The following is a 15,114-nucleotide window of genomic DNA, read 5'->3' as shown; positions in this document are numbered from 1 at the left end:
AATGCAACTGCTCAATTTTGGTGGAGTTGACGGACACGACTCAGCCGGTGCCGGCGCGAAACCTGCCATTTGGTGGATCTGCGCGATCAGCCGGGCGCCGGCACGGCACCGATCTGCTGCAGCAACCCGAGCAGATCGGGCTGGCCGCGCTCGCCGACGATCTTCCCGTTGGCCATATCGTAGAAGTTCATGGTTTGGACCGTGATCTGCCGTCCGGTCGCCGGTACTCCGAAGAAGGCGCCTTCGTGTGTGCCACGCATCGTGTATCTCGCGGCGATCTTCTCACCCTCGAAAATCAACTCCTCAAGCCTCCACTGGATGTCCGGAAAGCCGCCGCGCATTACCTCGATTGCTGCGAGCCATCCGGGCGGCCCTATGAGCGGTTCGCTTTGATAAGGAACGAAAAATTCTGCATTCGGCGCAATGAGCTCCTCACCAAGCTTTTCGTCGGCCGTGTTGATGAACTGCACGAAGCGCAGCATGAAAGTATTGACAGGATCAGTCATCATGTTCTCCCGAATAGCATGGGTAATGTGTATTGAGCGCGGTTACCGGCCGTCACCGCTTGCACTGCGAGCTGCGGCGGTCAGTCCGTCAAGCCATTCCTGGTGGCCGTTAAGCATGGGGTTCGGCCAAGTCGTGGCCAAATCCTTGGCCGGGGCGCCGTTCTGGGTCTCCTGTGTCAGGATGCGGACCCGACTCCCATCCAGATCCTCAACGAGCCAGGCATGGTGTACGTCCAGGCGGCCATCGCCCTCGCCGCCCCAGCCGTGCCAGCTGACCCGTCCGGGCTCGCCGCGGGTGGGGGCGACATACTCGACCACCTCAGCGTTGATCGTGAAGCCGAACGTATCGAATGAGAAGCGGCGGCCGAGCGATAGCACCGGGCCATCGCCGTTATCGAAGCGGACCTTGGAGCTGTTGGCATAATAGCTTGGCCAGCGCGTCGGCTCGGTGAGGAGCGGCCAGATCTCGGCGGCGGTCAACCCGGCGAAGATCACCTCGTTTGAAACGAAATTATCGGTGTAACCGGGAAGATAGCCTTCCGGCCACTCGATCGCGTTCATCATGCTATGTGCTTTCCTGCTGTTGTCGGCCTCGTGGCGGGCCCGTCCCCGCCCGACCTCGGTGGCGCTCTTTACGCGCCGCTCGGATCGGCAAAGTGTGCGGCGAGGCCGGTCTGGCCCGGCGCAACATGGTCGGCCATGGTGTGGCGGTCGGGGAAATCGCCGCCGTTCTGCGACCGGAAGGGGATCGGCGTGTCGGTGAACAGCCCGGCGAGACGATCACGCCATGCTGCCTTGATCGCTTCGACTTGCTCCTGCGTAGAAACGCGCATCGTGCTATGGACCGCATGCGTCGGGAGCACGTCCATCCCGGCGTAGAACAGCGCGCCATGCGTCAATGGAAACAGCAGTTGCTCGATCGGGCCGTTGATACCGCGCGGGCCATAGTCGGCTGCCCCGCCACCTGTCTGCACGTTGATCAGCGCTCGCTTGCCCTTGAGGATACCGGCGCCAAACCGGTAATTGTTGGTGCCATCTTTATAGCCGAAGCCAAAGCCCCAGACGAAGACCCGCTCTATCCAGCTCTTCAGGATCGCGGGCGGTGAGTACCACCACATCGGGAACTGCAGGATGACGGCATCCGCCTCGAGCAGCTTCTGCTGCTCAACCGCCACTTCGGCCAACTGATTTCCGCTTGCGTAAGCGTGTCCTCCCTCATCGATGAGTGACAATCGTTCGGGGTTCGCACGCTTCGGAAAGTCATCGGCGTCGTAGACCGCCTTCCACTTCATGCCGTAGAGGTCCGAATGCATCACCGAATGCCCGGCCGCCGATAACGTCTCAGCGGTCTCGTTGACCAGTTGCCGTGTCAGCGAAGTTGGCTCAGGGTGCGCGTAGACGATGAGAACCTTCATGTTGATCTTTTCCTGATGGTGGGAGGATTGCTAGAACTCGACGACGATCTTGCCGAAGTGGCCGCCAGATTCCTGGAACCGGAAGGCGTCAGCGATTTCGGCCAAGGGAAAGGAGCGGTCGATCACCGGTTTAACTTGGACGGCGTCGATGCCCGGGATCAGGTCCCTCTGATGCCTGCGGCTGCCGACGTTAAGGCCCTGAAGGCGCTGCTGCCGCGCCAGGAGCATGGCGGTCGGTCCCGGATCGCCGGGGTCAGGGAGGTCAATCAGCGTCAGGCCATCTAACCCTCGCCGCGGATACTCCTGAATAGCTTTCATAGGTGAACCGGAATCCGTGCCGTCGAATGAAGCGCTTCGGGATCTAGCCCGCTCCCATCTATATGGCGTGGCTCCGGTATTTGTTGAAATCGAACATTTTATGTGTTGCTATCGAAAATATGGATACCAAGAATTTCGATCTGGGACTTCTCGTGACGCTCGAAACGCTGCTTAAGGAGCGCAACGCCACGCGCGCCGCGCGCCGGCTGAATCTCAGTCAGCCCGCCATGTCGGCACGGCTGGCGCGCCTCCGCGAGGCTCTGGGCGATCCGCTCCTGATCCCGAGCCAGCGCGGAATGATCCTGACGCAGCGGGCACTCGACATGATGCAGCCGCTGCAGGAGGCGCTGGACGGTGTTCGCCGGGTCGTTGAGCAAGGAGCGCCGTTTAATCCCGAAACCCTGCGTGCGACCGTGGTGATCGCGGCGAGCGACTACGTCCAATATGCGTTGTTGGCACGATACTCGGTCACCCTGCGGGCCGAGGCGCCAATGATCCGCATCGCGTGGCGGGCGCTCGACCTGATGGCGCTGACGACACAGCTTGAGCGTGGAGAAGTGGATCTGGCCTTGGCAATGCCCGAAAGTGCGCCGGTGGGGATGCGCCAGCGCCGGCTTTGCGATGAGGAATATGTTGTCGTCGCGCGGCAGGGGCATCCAAGCATCCGCGGCTCTCTGGATTTGGACTTGTTCTGCGCATTGGACCACGTCGTCGTTTCGCCTAAGGGCGGCGGTTTTGCCGGGCCTACCGATACGGCTCTCGAGGCGTTCGGCCGTCGTCGCAACGTCGTGTTGTCCACGCCGGGCTTCCTGATCGTGCCGGAGATCGTGTCACGATCCGATATGATCGCGCTGATCCCCCGCCGGATCGCAGACGGTTGGTCAGAGCGGGTGCAGCTGCTGGAACCGCCGCTTCACATACCCGGATTTGCCATTGCCAGTATCTGGCACGAACGCACGACTAACCATCCAGCGCAAATCTGGCTGCGTGATAGGCTCGCTGCTTTGGCATGACATTCCGGCCGGCCTATAAATGGCTGGGTCCATTTCCCAAAACGATTCCACATGGAACGATCGCGAGCGGCGGCTCTAGGAGATCAGGCGGTATGCCGCCATTGGTCATGACGCGATGGCCAAGGCTATCGCTCCACCACTGCAATTTGCGAGTCAGTGTTGGAAGATAACCGACATGCCCTAAAAAGGGTCGCGCAGGAAACGGTCCTAAAGTTCGGCTGTCGCAAGGTCGAGGACAGTGCCAAACTCCGGACGGCACCGTAATGTAGGCCAAAGGTCCATCATCTTTTCCTTGCATCAGGGCGGGCGGGCAAATGAATAGCCAGTGCGTTCAATTTGGCGGCCAGCGGCCGGAGCGGAACGACAGCCAATCAAAACAGTTTACTCAGGAAAGCTAGGATTTCCACGAAAGTGACAGCAATAATCAATCGGCTGGCAACCGCGGTTCCGGCATGCGATTTCGAAGAGGACTATCGCGCCTGGGCCATGCGGCAGCTGAAGGGGCAGCGGGAAGCAAAGCTATATGCCCGGATGTCCGAGCGTTCGGGGATCGAGCATCGCTGGTCAGTGCTGTCGGAAAATGACGCCAGGCTGGACGAAGGGGATGGCTTCTACTCAGCCGAAGCCCCGTCCACCGCGCTGAGGATGACGCTCTATGCCGAAGAAGCGCCGACGCTTGCATTGGCCGCGATCGGGAAACTGGGCGAGCTCGGCCACATCACCCATCTCGTCGTGGCCAGTTGCACCGGCTTCGTCGCTCCGGGGATCGACCAGATCGTTGCGCGTCGACTGGGTCTCGCGGACGATGTCGAGCGTGTGCTGATCGGCTTCATGGGGTGCTACGCCGCCGTCACGGCTTTGCGGACAGCCCGCCATATCGTTCGCTCCGAACCCCAGGCGCGCGTGCTCGTGGTGACCGTCGAATTGTCGACCCTGCATCATCAGCAGACCGTGGAAATAGAGCCGTTGCTGGCGGGCGCGCAGTTTGGCGACGGTGCGGCTGCCGCGATCGTCAGCGGCAGCGGCACAGGGCTTTCGATCGGAACCGGAATAGCCGCAGCGCTGGAGGAAAGCGACCAACTGATCACATGGCAGATCGGTGATACCGGTTTCCAAATGCGGCTTTCGGGCAAAGTACCGGGCAAGATAGGTGCCGCGCTGAAGCGCCTCGATGTGCGCCAGCGCATCTTGGGTGACGGCAAAAAGCCGGCGGCTTTCGCCGTCCATGCGGGTGGCCGTTCCATCCTTGATGCCGTCGCTGACGGACTCGAACTGGACGAGCATAGTCTGGATCACTCGCGCGCAGTGCTCCGCGACTTCGGCAACATGTCCTCCTCCACGCTGATGTTCGTGCTCGAACGGTTCATGCAGGATCGGCCTGAAAGCGGCGTCGCGCTGGCTTTCGGGCCGGGTCTGGCGATGGAAGGTTTTCGCTTTGAATGGTGCGATGCTCGCTGAAAGGGTCCAGGCCGAGGAAATCATGGACGATCCCGCTCTGGGCAAAGATGTCTATGCCGCGGTGCTGGCCGATCTGGCAACGGTGAATACGATAACCATGGCGCGCCGTCCCACTCTGGACTTCATCAGGCGAGCGGTCGGGACGCGAACCCACTTCTCGCTGCTCGATGTCGGCTTTGGTGATGGCGACATGCTGCGCACCATCGGACGTTGGGCGGGGTCACGAGGCAAATCGGCGCAACTCGTGGGGATCGATCTCAATCCACGCAGCGAGGGAATAGCTCGGGCCAAAACGCCAGCCGGCGCGCCGATCGAATATCGCACCGGAGATTATGCGGACTTGGTCGGTCAGCGTTTCGACCTCGTGGTGTCAAGCCTCGTTGCCCATCACATGACCCATTCGCAGCTGGTCGCCTTCCTGCGCTTCATGGAAAGCGAGGCCACCGCAGGTTGGTACATCAACGACCTGCACAGACATGGGTTTGCTTATTTCGGCTACCCGATCCTGGCGCGGTTGGCGTGCTGGCACCCGATCGTGCGGCAGGATGGGCAGCTTTCGATTGCGCGATCCTATCGGCCGCAGGAATGGACGCCAATCCTTGCCGAAGCAGACATCGACTCTGCGAGGGTCGAGCGCCGCTTCCCTTTCCGTCTGTGTGTCGAGCGCCTCAAATGACCCGCCCGATCGTGCTGGGCGCAGGGCCTGCAGGAAGCATGGCGGCTCTGCTGCTGGCGCAAGGCGGGTCGCAACCGATCCTGATAGATCGCAATGCCGAGGTGGGCGATGCGATTTGCGGCGGATTTCTGAGTTGGCGCACTGCCCAGGGACTGCGGCGGCTGGGCTGCGATCCGGCAACGCTCGGAGCGAGGCCGGTGACGCGGCTCCGGCTCTTTGCCGGGCGGCACAAGGCGGAGATGCCGTTGCCCGAAACGGCCTATGGCCTCTCCCGCCATGCTCTCGACAGCGCACTGCGCCAACTTGCCATTGCCGGGGGCGCACAGCTCGAGATCGATCGCGCACGGCGCGTGGCGCCGGGCGTTGTCGAAGGCGAACGCCGCCACTGGGAGAGTCCCGCGATCTTCCTCTCCACGGGCAAGCACGACGTGCGCGGAGAGGGGCGTCCACGCAAGACCGATAATCCCGCGCTCGGCATCCGTGTTCGCCTGCCCCCTTCGGCCCAACTTGATCGGCTGATCGGCGCTGCGATCGAATTGCATCTGTTTCCCGGCGGTTATGCTGGCATCGTGCTTCAGGAGGGCGGTAGCGCCAACGTCTGTCTCGCGCTGCGCAAGTCCTCGCTCCTTGAAGCGGGTGGTGACATGTGGGCGGTTTTGCAGGCGGTGGGGCGAGATAATCCGCATTTCGCGCGCTGCATGGCTTGCGCGGAAGATCGGCTGCCTGTCGATACGATCGGTGCGGTGCCCTACGGATGGATCGCGCAGGACACCGAGGAAGGCGTATATCGCCTGGGCGATCAAGCCGCCGTCATCCCGTCCCTTGCGGGGGAGGGCATGGCCATCGCGCTTGCCAGTGGAGCGGCGGCGGCACGAAGCTATCTGCAAGGTCAGGGCGCGTCGCGATATCAGCGCAACTTCGCAAGGCGCGCCGCCCAACCGGTGCGTGTCGCAAAGCTGCTCTGGCACATGGCCGAATCCCCTGCTGGCGCGCATGCCATGACGCTCGCCTCACGCATCGTGCCCCCCGTCGCCGGATGGGCGATGCGGCGTAGCCGGATCGATTGATCTGGCATCCGCACATGACTTTGATCGTGCGGGCGGGTCGCGGCGCAGCGACGCGTGACCTCATCTTCGTCAAATCTGAATTTGCGATGCGGGAATTCGCGATCTGACCCGAGCAGCTAGTATCTGCGCAGCAAAAGCGGCACAGTCGGTAACTGCGTTAAGGGCGGATTATCTCGCGTTACAGTGACAAGCCTTGAACAAGGCAAAGACTCAATCGGTAGCTTGATCAAAGTGCTTGCCGTGCTCATGACCAATGGCAATTGGGGAGCGTCAGAACGGTAGTTGGAGGCGAAAGCAATCGATGTGCAATGACTACCGGCTTTTGGTCGATCTGGCATCGATCGTCGAGGATTTCGATAACCTGTCGATCAAGATCACAATGCCCGAAGGGGCGCCCAATGTGCCCGCACGCGAGGACATTCGCATCACCGATATGGCGCCGATCGTCCGCGCCGTCGATGGGGTCCGGGGGTCAGCCGAGCTCGTCAATCGACGCTGGAGCTGGCCAAGTCCCAAGGGCAAGCCTGTCTATAATTTCCGCAGCGAAGGAAGGCGGTTTGAGTCGCACCGCTGTCTGATCCTTGCCGACGGCTTCTACGAGTTCACCGATCCGTCAGAGCCCAGGCAGAAGCGGCTCGATAAATGGCTCTTCACCATGGCTGATCATTCCTGGTTCTGCATCGCGGGCATCTGGCGCGAAAGCTTGATAGGTGAAGCCTTCAGTATGCTGACCATGGATGCTGGGCCCGATGTCGCTCCATACCATCATCGCCAGATCATTCCCCTGACCCGCGACCAGTGGGCTGACTGGCTTGATCCATCGGTGCCGGCTGCTCATACGCTACGCTGGCTCCCCCAAGGCAGCCTGCCCGTAACACAGGTCCATGGCACATCGCCCGCGCAGGGAGCGCTTTTCCTGTGACGAGAGATGCCTTGTCCCGCTTTGTCGATGCGCAGGCTGACAGCTACGACACCGCTCTTGCCGAAATCCGCGCGGGTCAGAAGCGCTCGCACTGGATGTGGTTCATCTTCCCGCAGCTGCGTGGCTTGGGTCACAGCGCGATGGCGCAGCATTATGGCATCGCCTCGCTCGATGAGGCCCGCGCCTATCTTGCCCACCCTGTGCTAGGAGCACGCTACCTTGCCTGCGTCGAGGCGGTGGACGCACTCGGCATGAACGATCCTGTCGCCGCGTTCGGCACGATAGATGCCATGAAGTTGAGATCGTCACTTACCCTCTTTGAGGCGGCGCGACCATCGCCGCTGATCGACAAGGTGCTACGCCGCTTCTTCAGAGGCATACGGGACGCCGCGACTCAGCAGATCCTGTCGGCTTCAGCCAAAGCAACGAACTGATTCGAACATCAGCAAAATTGTCGCCTTGACGAATCTCGCCCACATAAGGAACATAAAGTGAACATTTGAGTCGATGTACCCATGCCTTTACCCTCGCCCCTTTCCGCCTCACTGGCAGCGAACCCCGTTGCGAAACTGCGTGAAGCTTTGGCGCAGACACATGGCATTTCGTCTTGCAGCCTGCCGTTTGGCATTGGGCTCATGGACAAGCGACTGGCTACTGGTGGCGTCGATGGCGCTGGTCTTCATGAGTTTGCCGCCGCTTCATCCAGCCTTAATGACGATGCCGCCGCTACGCTCTTTCTCGCCGGCATAGCCGCACGGTTCGCGGCCAATACCGGCCAGACCGTCTGCTGGGCGATGACGACCTTTGATCTCTATGCTCCGGGCCTCGAGCAGGTCGGCCTCGGGCCGGAGAAACTCCTTTACGCGCAGGGCCGCAAGGATGTGGATGTGCTAGCCATCGCCGAAGATGCGCTGCGCGATGGATCGCTGGCCTGCGTGATCGCGGAAGTGAAGACCGCGGACATGACTGCTACCCGGCGGCTGCAACTGGCCGCTTCGGACGGGCAAACGCCCCTGTTGCTCTATCGCCGCCACCGCGCGCGCGAACGCTGCCCCTTGTCCTCCCCTTCCTCCGCCATGACTCGGTGGCGGATCGGTTGCATGCCGTCAGAGCGCCTGCCATGGCCGGGCGTTGGCCGTGCCCATTGGCAGGTCGAGCTTGTGCGACAACGCAATGGCGATCCCTTCTCCCTCGAACTGGAGGCGTGCGATGCCAAGGGTCGCCTCGCTCTTCCTGCCGCATCTGGCGATCGAGCGGCTGCGCCGCGTCGAACGGATGCGCGGAACAGCGCCATTAGCCGCGCCGCCTGACGCGGGGCCCCAGCCGCGCTTTGCGGACCCCATCGACGATGATCCGGGTGCCTGCTCCGTCCCACGGGGCGGTGGGTGGCGGCCGGGTGCGCGTTGGGCGCGAGACGGGGCTATCAATGGTCGCCCGAGCCAAACAGACATCGAAGCCCTCCCCGCCCATCAACGACCGACCATGCGCGAAATGGGGCGGCGCAGCGAACATGCCGAGCATCCCTTCAAGGCAATGCCCTCGGACGAAGGGTGTGGCGGGGCTTGCCTGTCTACGCTTAGTTGGGCGGCACTGTGGGGCAAACCGACCGTGCTTGTTCTGCGGACCGGGCAGCGTGATGTGATCACTGCCGCCTGCCCGGTGGCGCTCGATCTTGGCCTGCGACCCGGCATGGTCGTGGCGCATGCCCGCGCCCTAGTTGCCGACCTCGACGTGAAAGACGCCGAGCCCGATGCCGACAGCGCTTTGCTCGACCGGCTGGCGCTCCATGCTGCCCGGCACTGGACGCCCACCGCAAGCGTTTCGGGCGAGAATGGCCTGTGGCTTGACCTCACTGGCACCACCCATCTTTTCGGTGGGGAGAGACGTTTCTGTCGCCGCTTGCTGGCGTTTCTCAAACGCCTTGGCTTTACGGCGCGCATCGCGATCGCCGGGACTCCCGGCGCCGCGCATGCGCTGGCGCGGTTTGGCGATAGCGATGTGGTTCTACTTGAGGCAGGCCAGGAGGCGCAGGCGATGGCCGACCTGCCACTTGCAGCGCTCCGGCTTGAGCCAGAGGCCCTTGCGTCGGCAGCCCGGTTCGGCCTCGAACGCATCGCCGATCTCTATCCGATGCCGCGCGCACCACTCGCCCGGCGCCTTGGCCTGAAGACTGTTGAACGTCTCGATCAGGCGCGCGGGCTTGTGGCAGAACCGATCATGCCGGTCGTGGCCACAGAGGCTCCGATCGTGACGCGTCATCTGCTTGAGCCGATCGGAACGCCGGAAAGCATCACGCAGGTCATCTCCGACCTCGTCGATGATCTTGTGGTTATGCTGCTGGAGCGTGGCATCGGCGCGCGCATGGTCCTCCTCACAGCGGTTCGGGTGGATGGCGAGCCACAGCGCCTTGAGGTCGGCGCGTCGCGCGCAACGCGGGACGCCAGGCACCTGAAGCGGATGTTCGGCCTCAGGCTCGCGCAGCTTGAGCCGGGCCTCGGCATCGAGACGATGCATCTGGCTGTACCCTATCATGAGCCGCTTGGTGCGGAAGCGATAGGAGCGCTGCTGGAAACATCGCGCAAGGGACATGATCTTGCCCCCCTCGTCGATCAGATGACCGCGCGCGCTGGAGAGGCGGCTCTGTTTCGATTATCCTCTCATGAAAGCGACGTCCCCGAACGCGCCACCACGCGCATTACGCCGTTGAAGACACCGACAGGCTGGCCGTCATGGAAGCGACCGGTTCGGCTGCTGCGTCGACCTGAACTGCTGACCAATGTCGTGGCGCTGATGCCGGACCATCCGCCGCGCCGCTTTACCTGGCGGCGGCAGGATTATCGCGTGGTGGCAGGCGATGGCCCCGAGCGAATCCATGGCGAGTGGTGGCGGACCGGTCGCGAGAAATGGGCAACGCGTGACTATTTCCGGGTCGAGGCAGAAGGTGGGCAACGTTTCTGGCTGTTCCGCCGGGGTGACGGCGTGGATGCAGATACAGGTGATCTGAGCTGGCACATGCACGGGCTGTTCGGATGAGCGCCGGCATCATTCCCCCGACCACTTATGTCGAACTGCAGGTCGCCAGCCATTTCTCCTTTCTGCGCGGTGCGTCTTCGCCTGAAGAGCTGTTCTCGGCGGCGGCGCTCCTGGGGCACAAGGCGATGGGGCTTGCCGACCGGGGTTCGGTGGCCGGCGTCGTGCGTGGCTGGGCGGGCCAGAAGGCGACGGGCGTGCGGATGATCCCAGGCAGCCGCATCGATCTTACCGATGGACGTGCGCTACTGCTCTACCCGCGAAGCCGCCCCGCCTGGTCGCGGCTGACGCGGCTGCTCTCGATGGGCAAGGCGCGCGGCGGCAAAGGCTGCTGCATTCTCGAATGGGCCGATGTCGCTGCCCATGCCGAAGACATGGTCGCGATCCTTATCCCCGACATGCCGGACGAGATGACTGCCGATCAATTGCGTGATCTGCGCGCTGCCTTCGCCGAACGCGGCTTTTGCGCCCTTTCGTTGCGTCGGCGCCCGGATGACGCCGACCGGCTGCATCGACTTGATGCGCTGGCTCGCGCACAGGACGTTCGCTGCGTCGCGACAGGGGATGTCCTCTATCACAGCAGCGAACGACGGCCATTGCAGGATGTCGTGAGCGCCATCCGCGAGCGCTGCACGATCGACGAACTAGGCTTCAGACGAGAGCGCTTCATGGACCGGAACCTGAAGTCGCCGGCCGAGATGGAACGGCGCTTTGCCGCCTTCCCCGACGCCATCCAGGCGAGCGCCGACATCGCCGCGCAGTGCATGTTCGATCTTGGCGAAATCCAGTATCAATATCCCTATGAGCAGGTGATGGAGGGCCGCACCGCGCAGGAGGCGCTGGCAGCACTTACGGAACAGGCTGCGGCTGCCAAGTTCCCTGAGGGCGTCCCCGCCCGCTACCGCCAGCAGATCGATCATGAACTAAGGCTCATCGCCGAGCTCAATTATGCACCCTATTTCCTGACGGTGCATTCCATCGTTGCCGAAAGTCGACGCCGGGGCATCCTCTGCCAGGGGCGCGGCTCTGCCGCCAACAGCTGCGTCTGCTATCTGCTCGGCGTCACCTCGATCGATCCGATTCAGCATGAGCTTCTGTTCGAGCGCTTCGTTTCGGGCGAACGGCGTGAGCCGCCCGACATCGACGTCGACTTCGAGCATGAGCGGCGCGAGGAGATCATTCAGTGGATCTATGACAGCTATGGTCGCGACCGCTCGGCGCTGACGGCGGTGGTGACCCGCTACCGCACCCGCGGCGCCGTCGCCGAAGTCGGCAAGGCACTGGGCCTACCGCGCGATCTTACCAAGATGCTCACCGGCCTCGTCTGGGGCTGGTCGATGGACGGCATTCCGCAGGAGCAGATCGAAAGCCTTAATCTCAATGCAGACGATCATCGTCTCAAGCTCACCCTCGATCTTGCCCGCCAACTGATCGGCACGCCGCGTCACCTCTCCCAGCATCCCGGCGGCTTTGTGCTGACCCAGGACCGGCTCGACGATCTGGTGCCGATCGAGCCGGCGCGCATGGAAGATCGCCAGATCATCGAATGGGACAAGGACGACATCGACGCGCTGAAGTTCATGAAAGTCGATGTGCTGGGCCTTGGCATGCTGGGTTGCATGAACCGCGCCTTCACCCTGCTCGAACAGGAGAAGGGCATCACAAAGACCATGGCCGACCTGCAGGACGATGATCCTCGCGTCTTCGGCATGATCCAGAAGGCCGACACGCTTGGCACCTTCCAGATCGAGAGCCGGGCGCAGATGTCGATGCTGCCACGCATGAAGCCGCGCGAATTCTACGATCTTGTCATTCAGGTTGCGATCGTCCGCCCCGGCCCAATCCAGGGCGACATGGTCCATCCCTATCTGCGCCGCCGCGAGGGCAAGGAGACGCCGGAATATCCCAAGCCCGAGCTTCGGGCTGTTCTGCAAAAGACGCTGGGTGTCCCCCTCTTTCAGGAACAGGCGATGAAGGTCGCGATCGTGGGCGCGGGATTCACGCCGGTCGAGGCCGATAAGCTGCGCCGCGCCATGGCGACGTTCAAGCTCACCGGTGGGGTCAGCCACTTCTACGACAAACTCGTCGGCGGGATGATCGCTAACGGCTACACGAAAGAGTTTGCCGAGCGAACCTTCAAGCAGATCGAGGGGTTTGGCAGCTACGGCTTCCCCGAAAGCCACGCTGCCTCTTTCGCCAAGATCGCCTATGCGTCCTGTTGGATGAAATATCATCATCCCGACATCTTCTGCGCCGCGCTGCTCAACGCGCAGCCCATGGGCTTCTATGCGCCCGCGCAGATCGTGCGGGACGCGCGCAATCATGGTGTCGACGTGCGTCCGGTTTCGATCAATCATAGCCATTGGGATTGCACGCTGGAGCCGACACATGGTCGCTATATGGCCGTGCGCCTGGGGTTCCGCAGTGTGCGTGGTTTAGCCAATGCGCATGGCGCAGCTATCGTCGCCGCACGTGGTCCAGCGCCCTATGAAAGCGTCGAGGATGTCTGGCGGCGCGCCAGGGTGCCGCGTGCCGCGATCGAGCGTCTGGCTGAAGCCGATGCCTTTCATTGCCTCGCGCAGGATCGGCGGCAGGGGCTGTGGAAGGTGAAGGGCTTGGGCGAAGCCCCTCTCCCTTTGTTCGCGGCGGCAGACTCTCATGCAGACGCCTTTTCGCCCGAGGGGCTGGAACCCGAGGTGGCGCTCACACCCATGACGGCTGGCCGCGAAGTGGTGGAGGATTATCGCTCGACCCAGCTCTCGCTCCGCGGCCATCCCCTGCAGTTTCTGCGCGCTGAGCTCGACGCCATGCGGATCGTGCGCTGCGCCGATCTTCCCTCGATCCGCGATGGGCGCAATATCGAGGTCGCAGGCGTCATCCTCGTGCGTCAGCGACCCGGCTCCGCCAAGGGCGTGCTGTTCGTCACCATCGAGGACGAGACGGGCGTCGCGCAAGGGATCCTCTGGCCGGACCGGTTCGATGCCTACCGCCGCCAGGTAATGTCCGCCTCGATGATCGCAATGCGTGGTCGGTTGCAAAAGGAAGGCGAGGTCATCCACATCATTTGCGATCGCATCGTCGATCATGACGCGATGCTGCGCTCGATCGGACGGATGGACTTCACCGTTACACCCGGTCGCGGCGATGGCGCCTCGCATGGCGGTGGACCCGATCCGCGCGACCCGGCGTTCCCGAGCGGCCGCACATTGTCCTCGCCGCCGTTCACCACAGTTGCCCCACAGGATGAGCTCCTGCCCATCCGCAGCCATGACTTCCACTGACATGACCGCGAGCCCGGCAGGAACGATCACACGCGCGCTCGACGTCCTGCGGGAAGCGGCGGCCATGAAGGACCAGGCGCGCACGCGCGGCGTCGCGCTCGCCCTGTGGGTGCTGCGTGGCCATTGCCCGGACGAGTGGCTGGTCGCCTTTTGGGACGCGGCAGGCTCGAATCATGAGATTGGCCGCAGCCAGGGCATGCACGCAGCATATAACGGCATTGTCAGGCAGGTGCGGACCCGGGGCGGCCTGTCGCCAGCGGCTGCACCTCTGCAATCGGCAGCAGTCAACCCTATATCTTTGCGAGCGCCATGAGACCGACCGTCCCCCGCACCGCCACGAGATGGCCTGAATGACCACGATGTTCGACCTGTTCGACACTCCTGCCGTTCCCGGACTCGCTCTGCGTCAATCCGTGCTGACCGAAGCGGAGGAAGCTGCGCTCATTGCAAATATTGATTGCAGCGACCTTACCCCCTTTCGCTTCCAGCAATGGACGGGCAAGCGCCTCACCTACTCCTACGGCTGGAATTACGACTTTGAACATGTCCGCTTCGCACCCGCCGAGCCGATGCCGGACTGGCTCATCGACGTGCGAAACCGCGCGGCCGTCTTCGCCGGGCTTGCAGCGGACGAACTCGTTCAAGCACTGCTGATCCGCTACGATCCGGGGGCGGGCATCGGCTGGCACAGGGACCGGCCGGTATTCGAACATGTCGTTGGCATCTCGCTCGGCAATGAGGCCGTCCTGCGCCTGCGCCGTCGAATTGCCACCGGGTTCGAGCGCGCCAAGGTATCCCTGCCGCCGCGCTCCATCTATCATCTGTCTGACGAAGTGCGCCATGCCTGGGAACATAGCATCGCACCGATGGAAGTGCCGCGCTGGTCGATCACCTTCCGCAGCCTGTCGGATAAAGGCCGCATGGCGTGAGCGCCCGCTCCTACCCAACAACACCCGACGGACGGTATATCGTGGTACGCGGGCGGCTCTGGCGCACCAGCAACCCGGCGCTGGAACCAAAGGTGCGCAGGCGCCTCGTCCAGGAGCTAATGGAGGCGCGCCGTGCCGTCGGTGCAGCGAGGCGCAAAGCCGACCATCATGCCGAGAAGGCCGCGCACGAGGCGGTCGATCGCGCCAAGGTGGCGCTGGGCGAGCGCGGCCCGGTCTGGTGGGATGATGGTGCGCCTGATCTCAATCGCCATATGGCGCGCACCGGCCCCTATGCGCAGTGGCATGCAAGCTTGCCCGAGGGGGAGCGCTAGGCCTTTCCTTTACGGCTGGGCTTGTCGGCAAGATCGACCATGACGCGCATGGCCGCTGGTCTTCTCCTGACCTCGCGACAGCGATCGACGTCTAGCGACACCAGCCACGCCTCCCTTGTCGTTAAGCAGCACAAGGTCGATTCGCAGGCCTGCGCCGCACTCGACCG

The 15,114-nt window shown here is 62.9% G+C and carries 16 protein-coding genes; 12 read left to right on the top strand and 4 right to left on the bottom strand.

What is annotated here, in order from left to right; all coding sequences use genetic code 11:
• Positions 1-86: 86 nt before the first annotated feature.
• The 4 genes from SAB01S_RS02825 to SAB01S_RS02810 form a co-directional block, all read right to left on the bottom strand.
• Positions 87-509, bottom strand: coding sequence for an ester cyclase (locus tag SAB01S_RS02825; protein WP_218016143.1), 423 nt, complete (start codon positions 507-509; stop codon positions 87-89).
• A gap of 39 nt (positions 510-548) precedes the next feature.
• Positions 549-1,070: an SRPBCC family protein gene (locus SAB01S_RS02820; protein WP_218016142.1), complete on the bottom strand. Its 522-nt coding sequence runs from the start codon at positions 1,068-1,070 to the stop codon at positions 549-551.
• A gap of 68 nt (positions 1,071-1,138) precedes the next feature.
• The gene (locus SAB01S_RS02815; protein ID WP_062731631.1) at positions 1,139-1,921 is read right to left on the bottom strand and encodes an NAD(P)H-dependent oxidoreductase; all 783 of its coding nucleotides are present in this window, start codon (positions 1,919-1,921) and stop codon (positions 1,139-1,141) included.
• Between the two features lie 30 nt (positions 1,922-1,951).
• Positions 1,952-2,149: a zinc-binding dehydrogenase gene (locus tag SAB01S_RS02810; protein WP_245646402.1), complete on the bottom strand. Its 198-nt coding sequence runs from the start codon at positions 2,147-2,149 to the stop codon at positions 1,952-1,954.
• A 170-nt stretch (positions 2,150-2,319) separates the two neighbouring features.
• Here SAB01S_RS02810 and SAB01S_RS02805 point away from each other — a divergent pair, with 170 nt between their 5' ends.
• The 12 genes from SAB01S_RS02805 (at position 2,320) to SAB01S_RS02750 (ending at position 14,947) form a co-directional block, all read left to right on the top strand.
• On the top strand, positions 2,320-3,252 hold the full coding sequence (locus SAB01S_RS02805) for a LysR family transcriptional regulator (protein WP_218016141.1): 933 nt from the start codon (positions 2,320-2,322) through the stop codon (positions 3,250-3,252).
• Between the two features lie 411 nt (positions 3,253-3,663).
• The gene (locus SAB01S_RS02800; protein ID WP_062731628.1) at positions 3,664-4,710 is read left to right on the top strand and encodes a type III polyketide synthase; all 1,047 of its coding nucleotides are present in this window, start codon (positions 3,664-3,666) and stop codon (positions 4,708-4,710) included.
• Between the two features lie 22 nt (positions 4,711-4,732).
• Positions 4,733-5,386: a methyltransferase domain-containing protein gene (locus SAB01S_RS02795; protein WP_245646390.1), complete on the top strand. Its 654-nt coding sequence runs from the start codon at positions 4,733-4,735 to the stop codon at positions 5,384-5,386.
• Complete coding sequence (locus tag SAB01S_RS02790; protein WP_062731626.1) at positions 5,383-6,453, top strand: NAD(P)/FAD-dependent oxidoreductase; 1,071 nt, start codon at positions 5,383-5,385, stop codon at positions 6,451-6,453. Before SAB01S_RS02795 ends, SAB01S_RS02790 begins: the two co-directional genes overlap by 4 nt.
• A gap of 301 nt (positions 6,454-6,754) precedes the next feature.
• A complete protein-coding gene (locus SAB01S_RS02785) occupies positions 6,755-7,375 on the top strand; it encodes an SOS response-associated peptidase family protein (protein WP_062731625.1) in 621 nt (206 codons plus the stop codon).
• A gap of 11 nt (positions 7,376-7,386) precedes the next feature.
• Positions 7,387-7,809, top strand: coding sequence for a DUF1810 domain-containing protein (locus SAB01S_RS02780; protein WP_245646389.1), 423 nt, complete (start codon positions 7,387-7,389; stop codon positions 7,807-7,809).
• Positions 7,810-8,010: 201 nt separating this feature from the next.
• Positions 8,011-8,685 carry an ImuA family protein gene (locus SAB01S_RS02775; protein WP_062731623.1) on the top strand — a complete coding sequence of 225 codons (675 nt, stop codon included), beginning with the start codon at positions 8,011-8,013 and terminating at the stop codon, positions 8,683-8,685.
• Positions 8,686-8,857: 172 nt separating this feature from the next.
• Complete coding sequence (locus SAB01S_RS02770; RefSeq protein WP_062731622.1) at positions 8,858-10,408, top strand: DUF6504 family protein; 1,551 nt, start codon at positions 8,858-8,860, stop codon at positions 10,406-10,408.
• The gene (locus tag SAB01S_RS02765; RefSeq protein WP_062731621.1) at positions 10,405-13,686 is read left to right on the top strand and encodes an error-prone DNA polymerase; all 3,282 of its coding nucleotides are present in this window, start codon (positions 10,405-10,407) and stop codon (positions 13,684-13,686) included. Before SAB01S_RS02770 ends, SAB01S_RS02765 begins: the two co-directional genes overlap by 4 nt.
• Position 13,687: 1 nt before the next feature.
• Positions 13,688-13,999: a hypothetical protein gene (locus SAB01S_RS02760; protein WP_062731620.1), complete on the top strand. Its 312-nt coding sequence runs from the start codon at positions 13,688-13,690 to the stop codon at positions 13,997-13,999.
• Positions 14,000-14,036: 37 nt separating this feature from the next.
• Positions 14,037-14,615, top strand: coding sequence for an alpha-ketoglutarate-dependent dioxygenase AlkB (locus SAB01S_RS02755; protein ID WP_062731619.1), 579 nt, complete (start codon positions 14,037-14,039; stop codon positions 14,613-14,615).
• Positions 14,612-14,947: a hypothetical protein gene (locus SAB01S_RS02750; protein WP_062731618.1), complete on the top strand. Its 336-nt coding sequence runs from the start codon at positions 14,612-14,614 to the stop codon at positions 14,945-14,947. Before SAB01S_RS02755 ends, SAB01S_RS02750 begins: the two co-directional genes overlap by 4 nt.
• Positions 14,948-15,114 lie beyond the last annotated feature (167 nt).

The sequence above is a fragment of the Sphingobium abikonense NBRC 16140 genome (assembly GCF_001598335.1).
GTDB classification, from domain to species: domain Bacteria; phylum Pseudomonadota; class Alphaproteobacteria; order Sphingomonadales; family Sphingomonadaceae; genus Sphingobium; species Sphingobium abikonense.
This window is presented reverse-complemented; position numbering and strand designations above follow the sequence as displayed.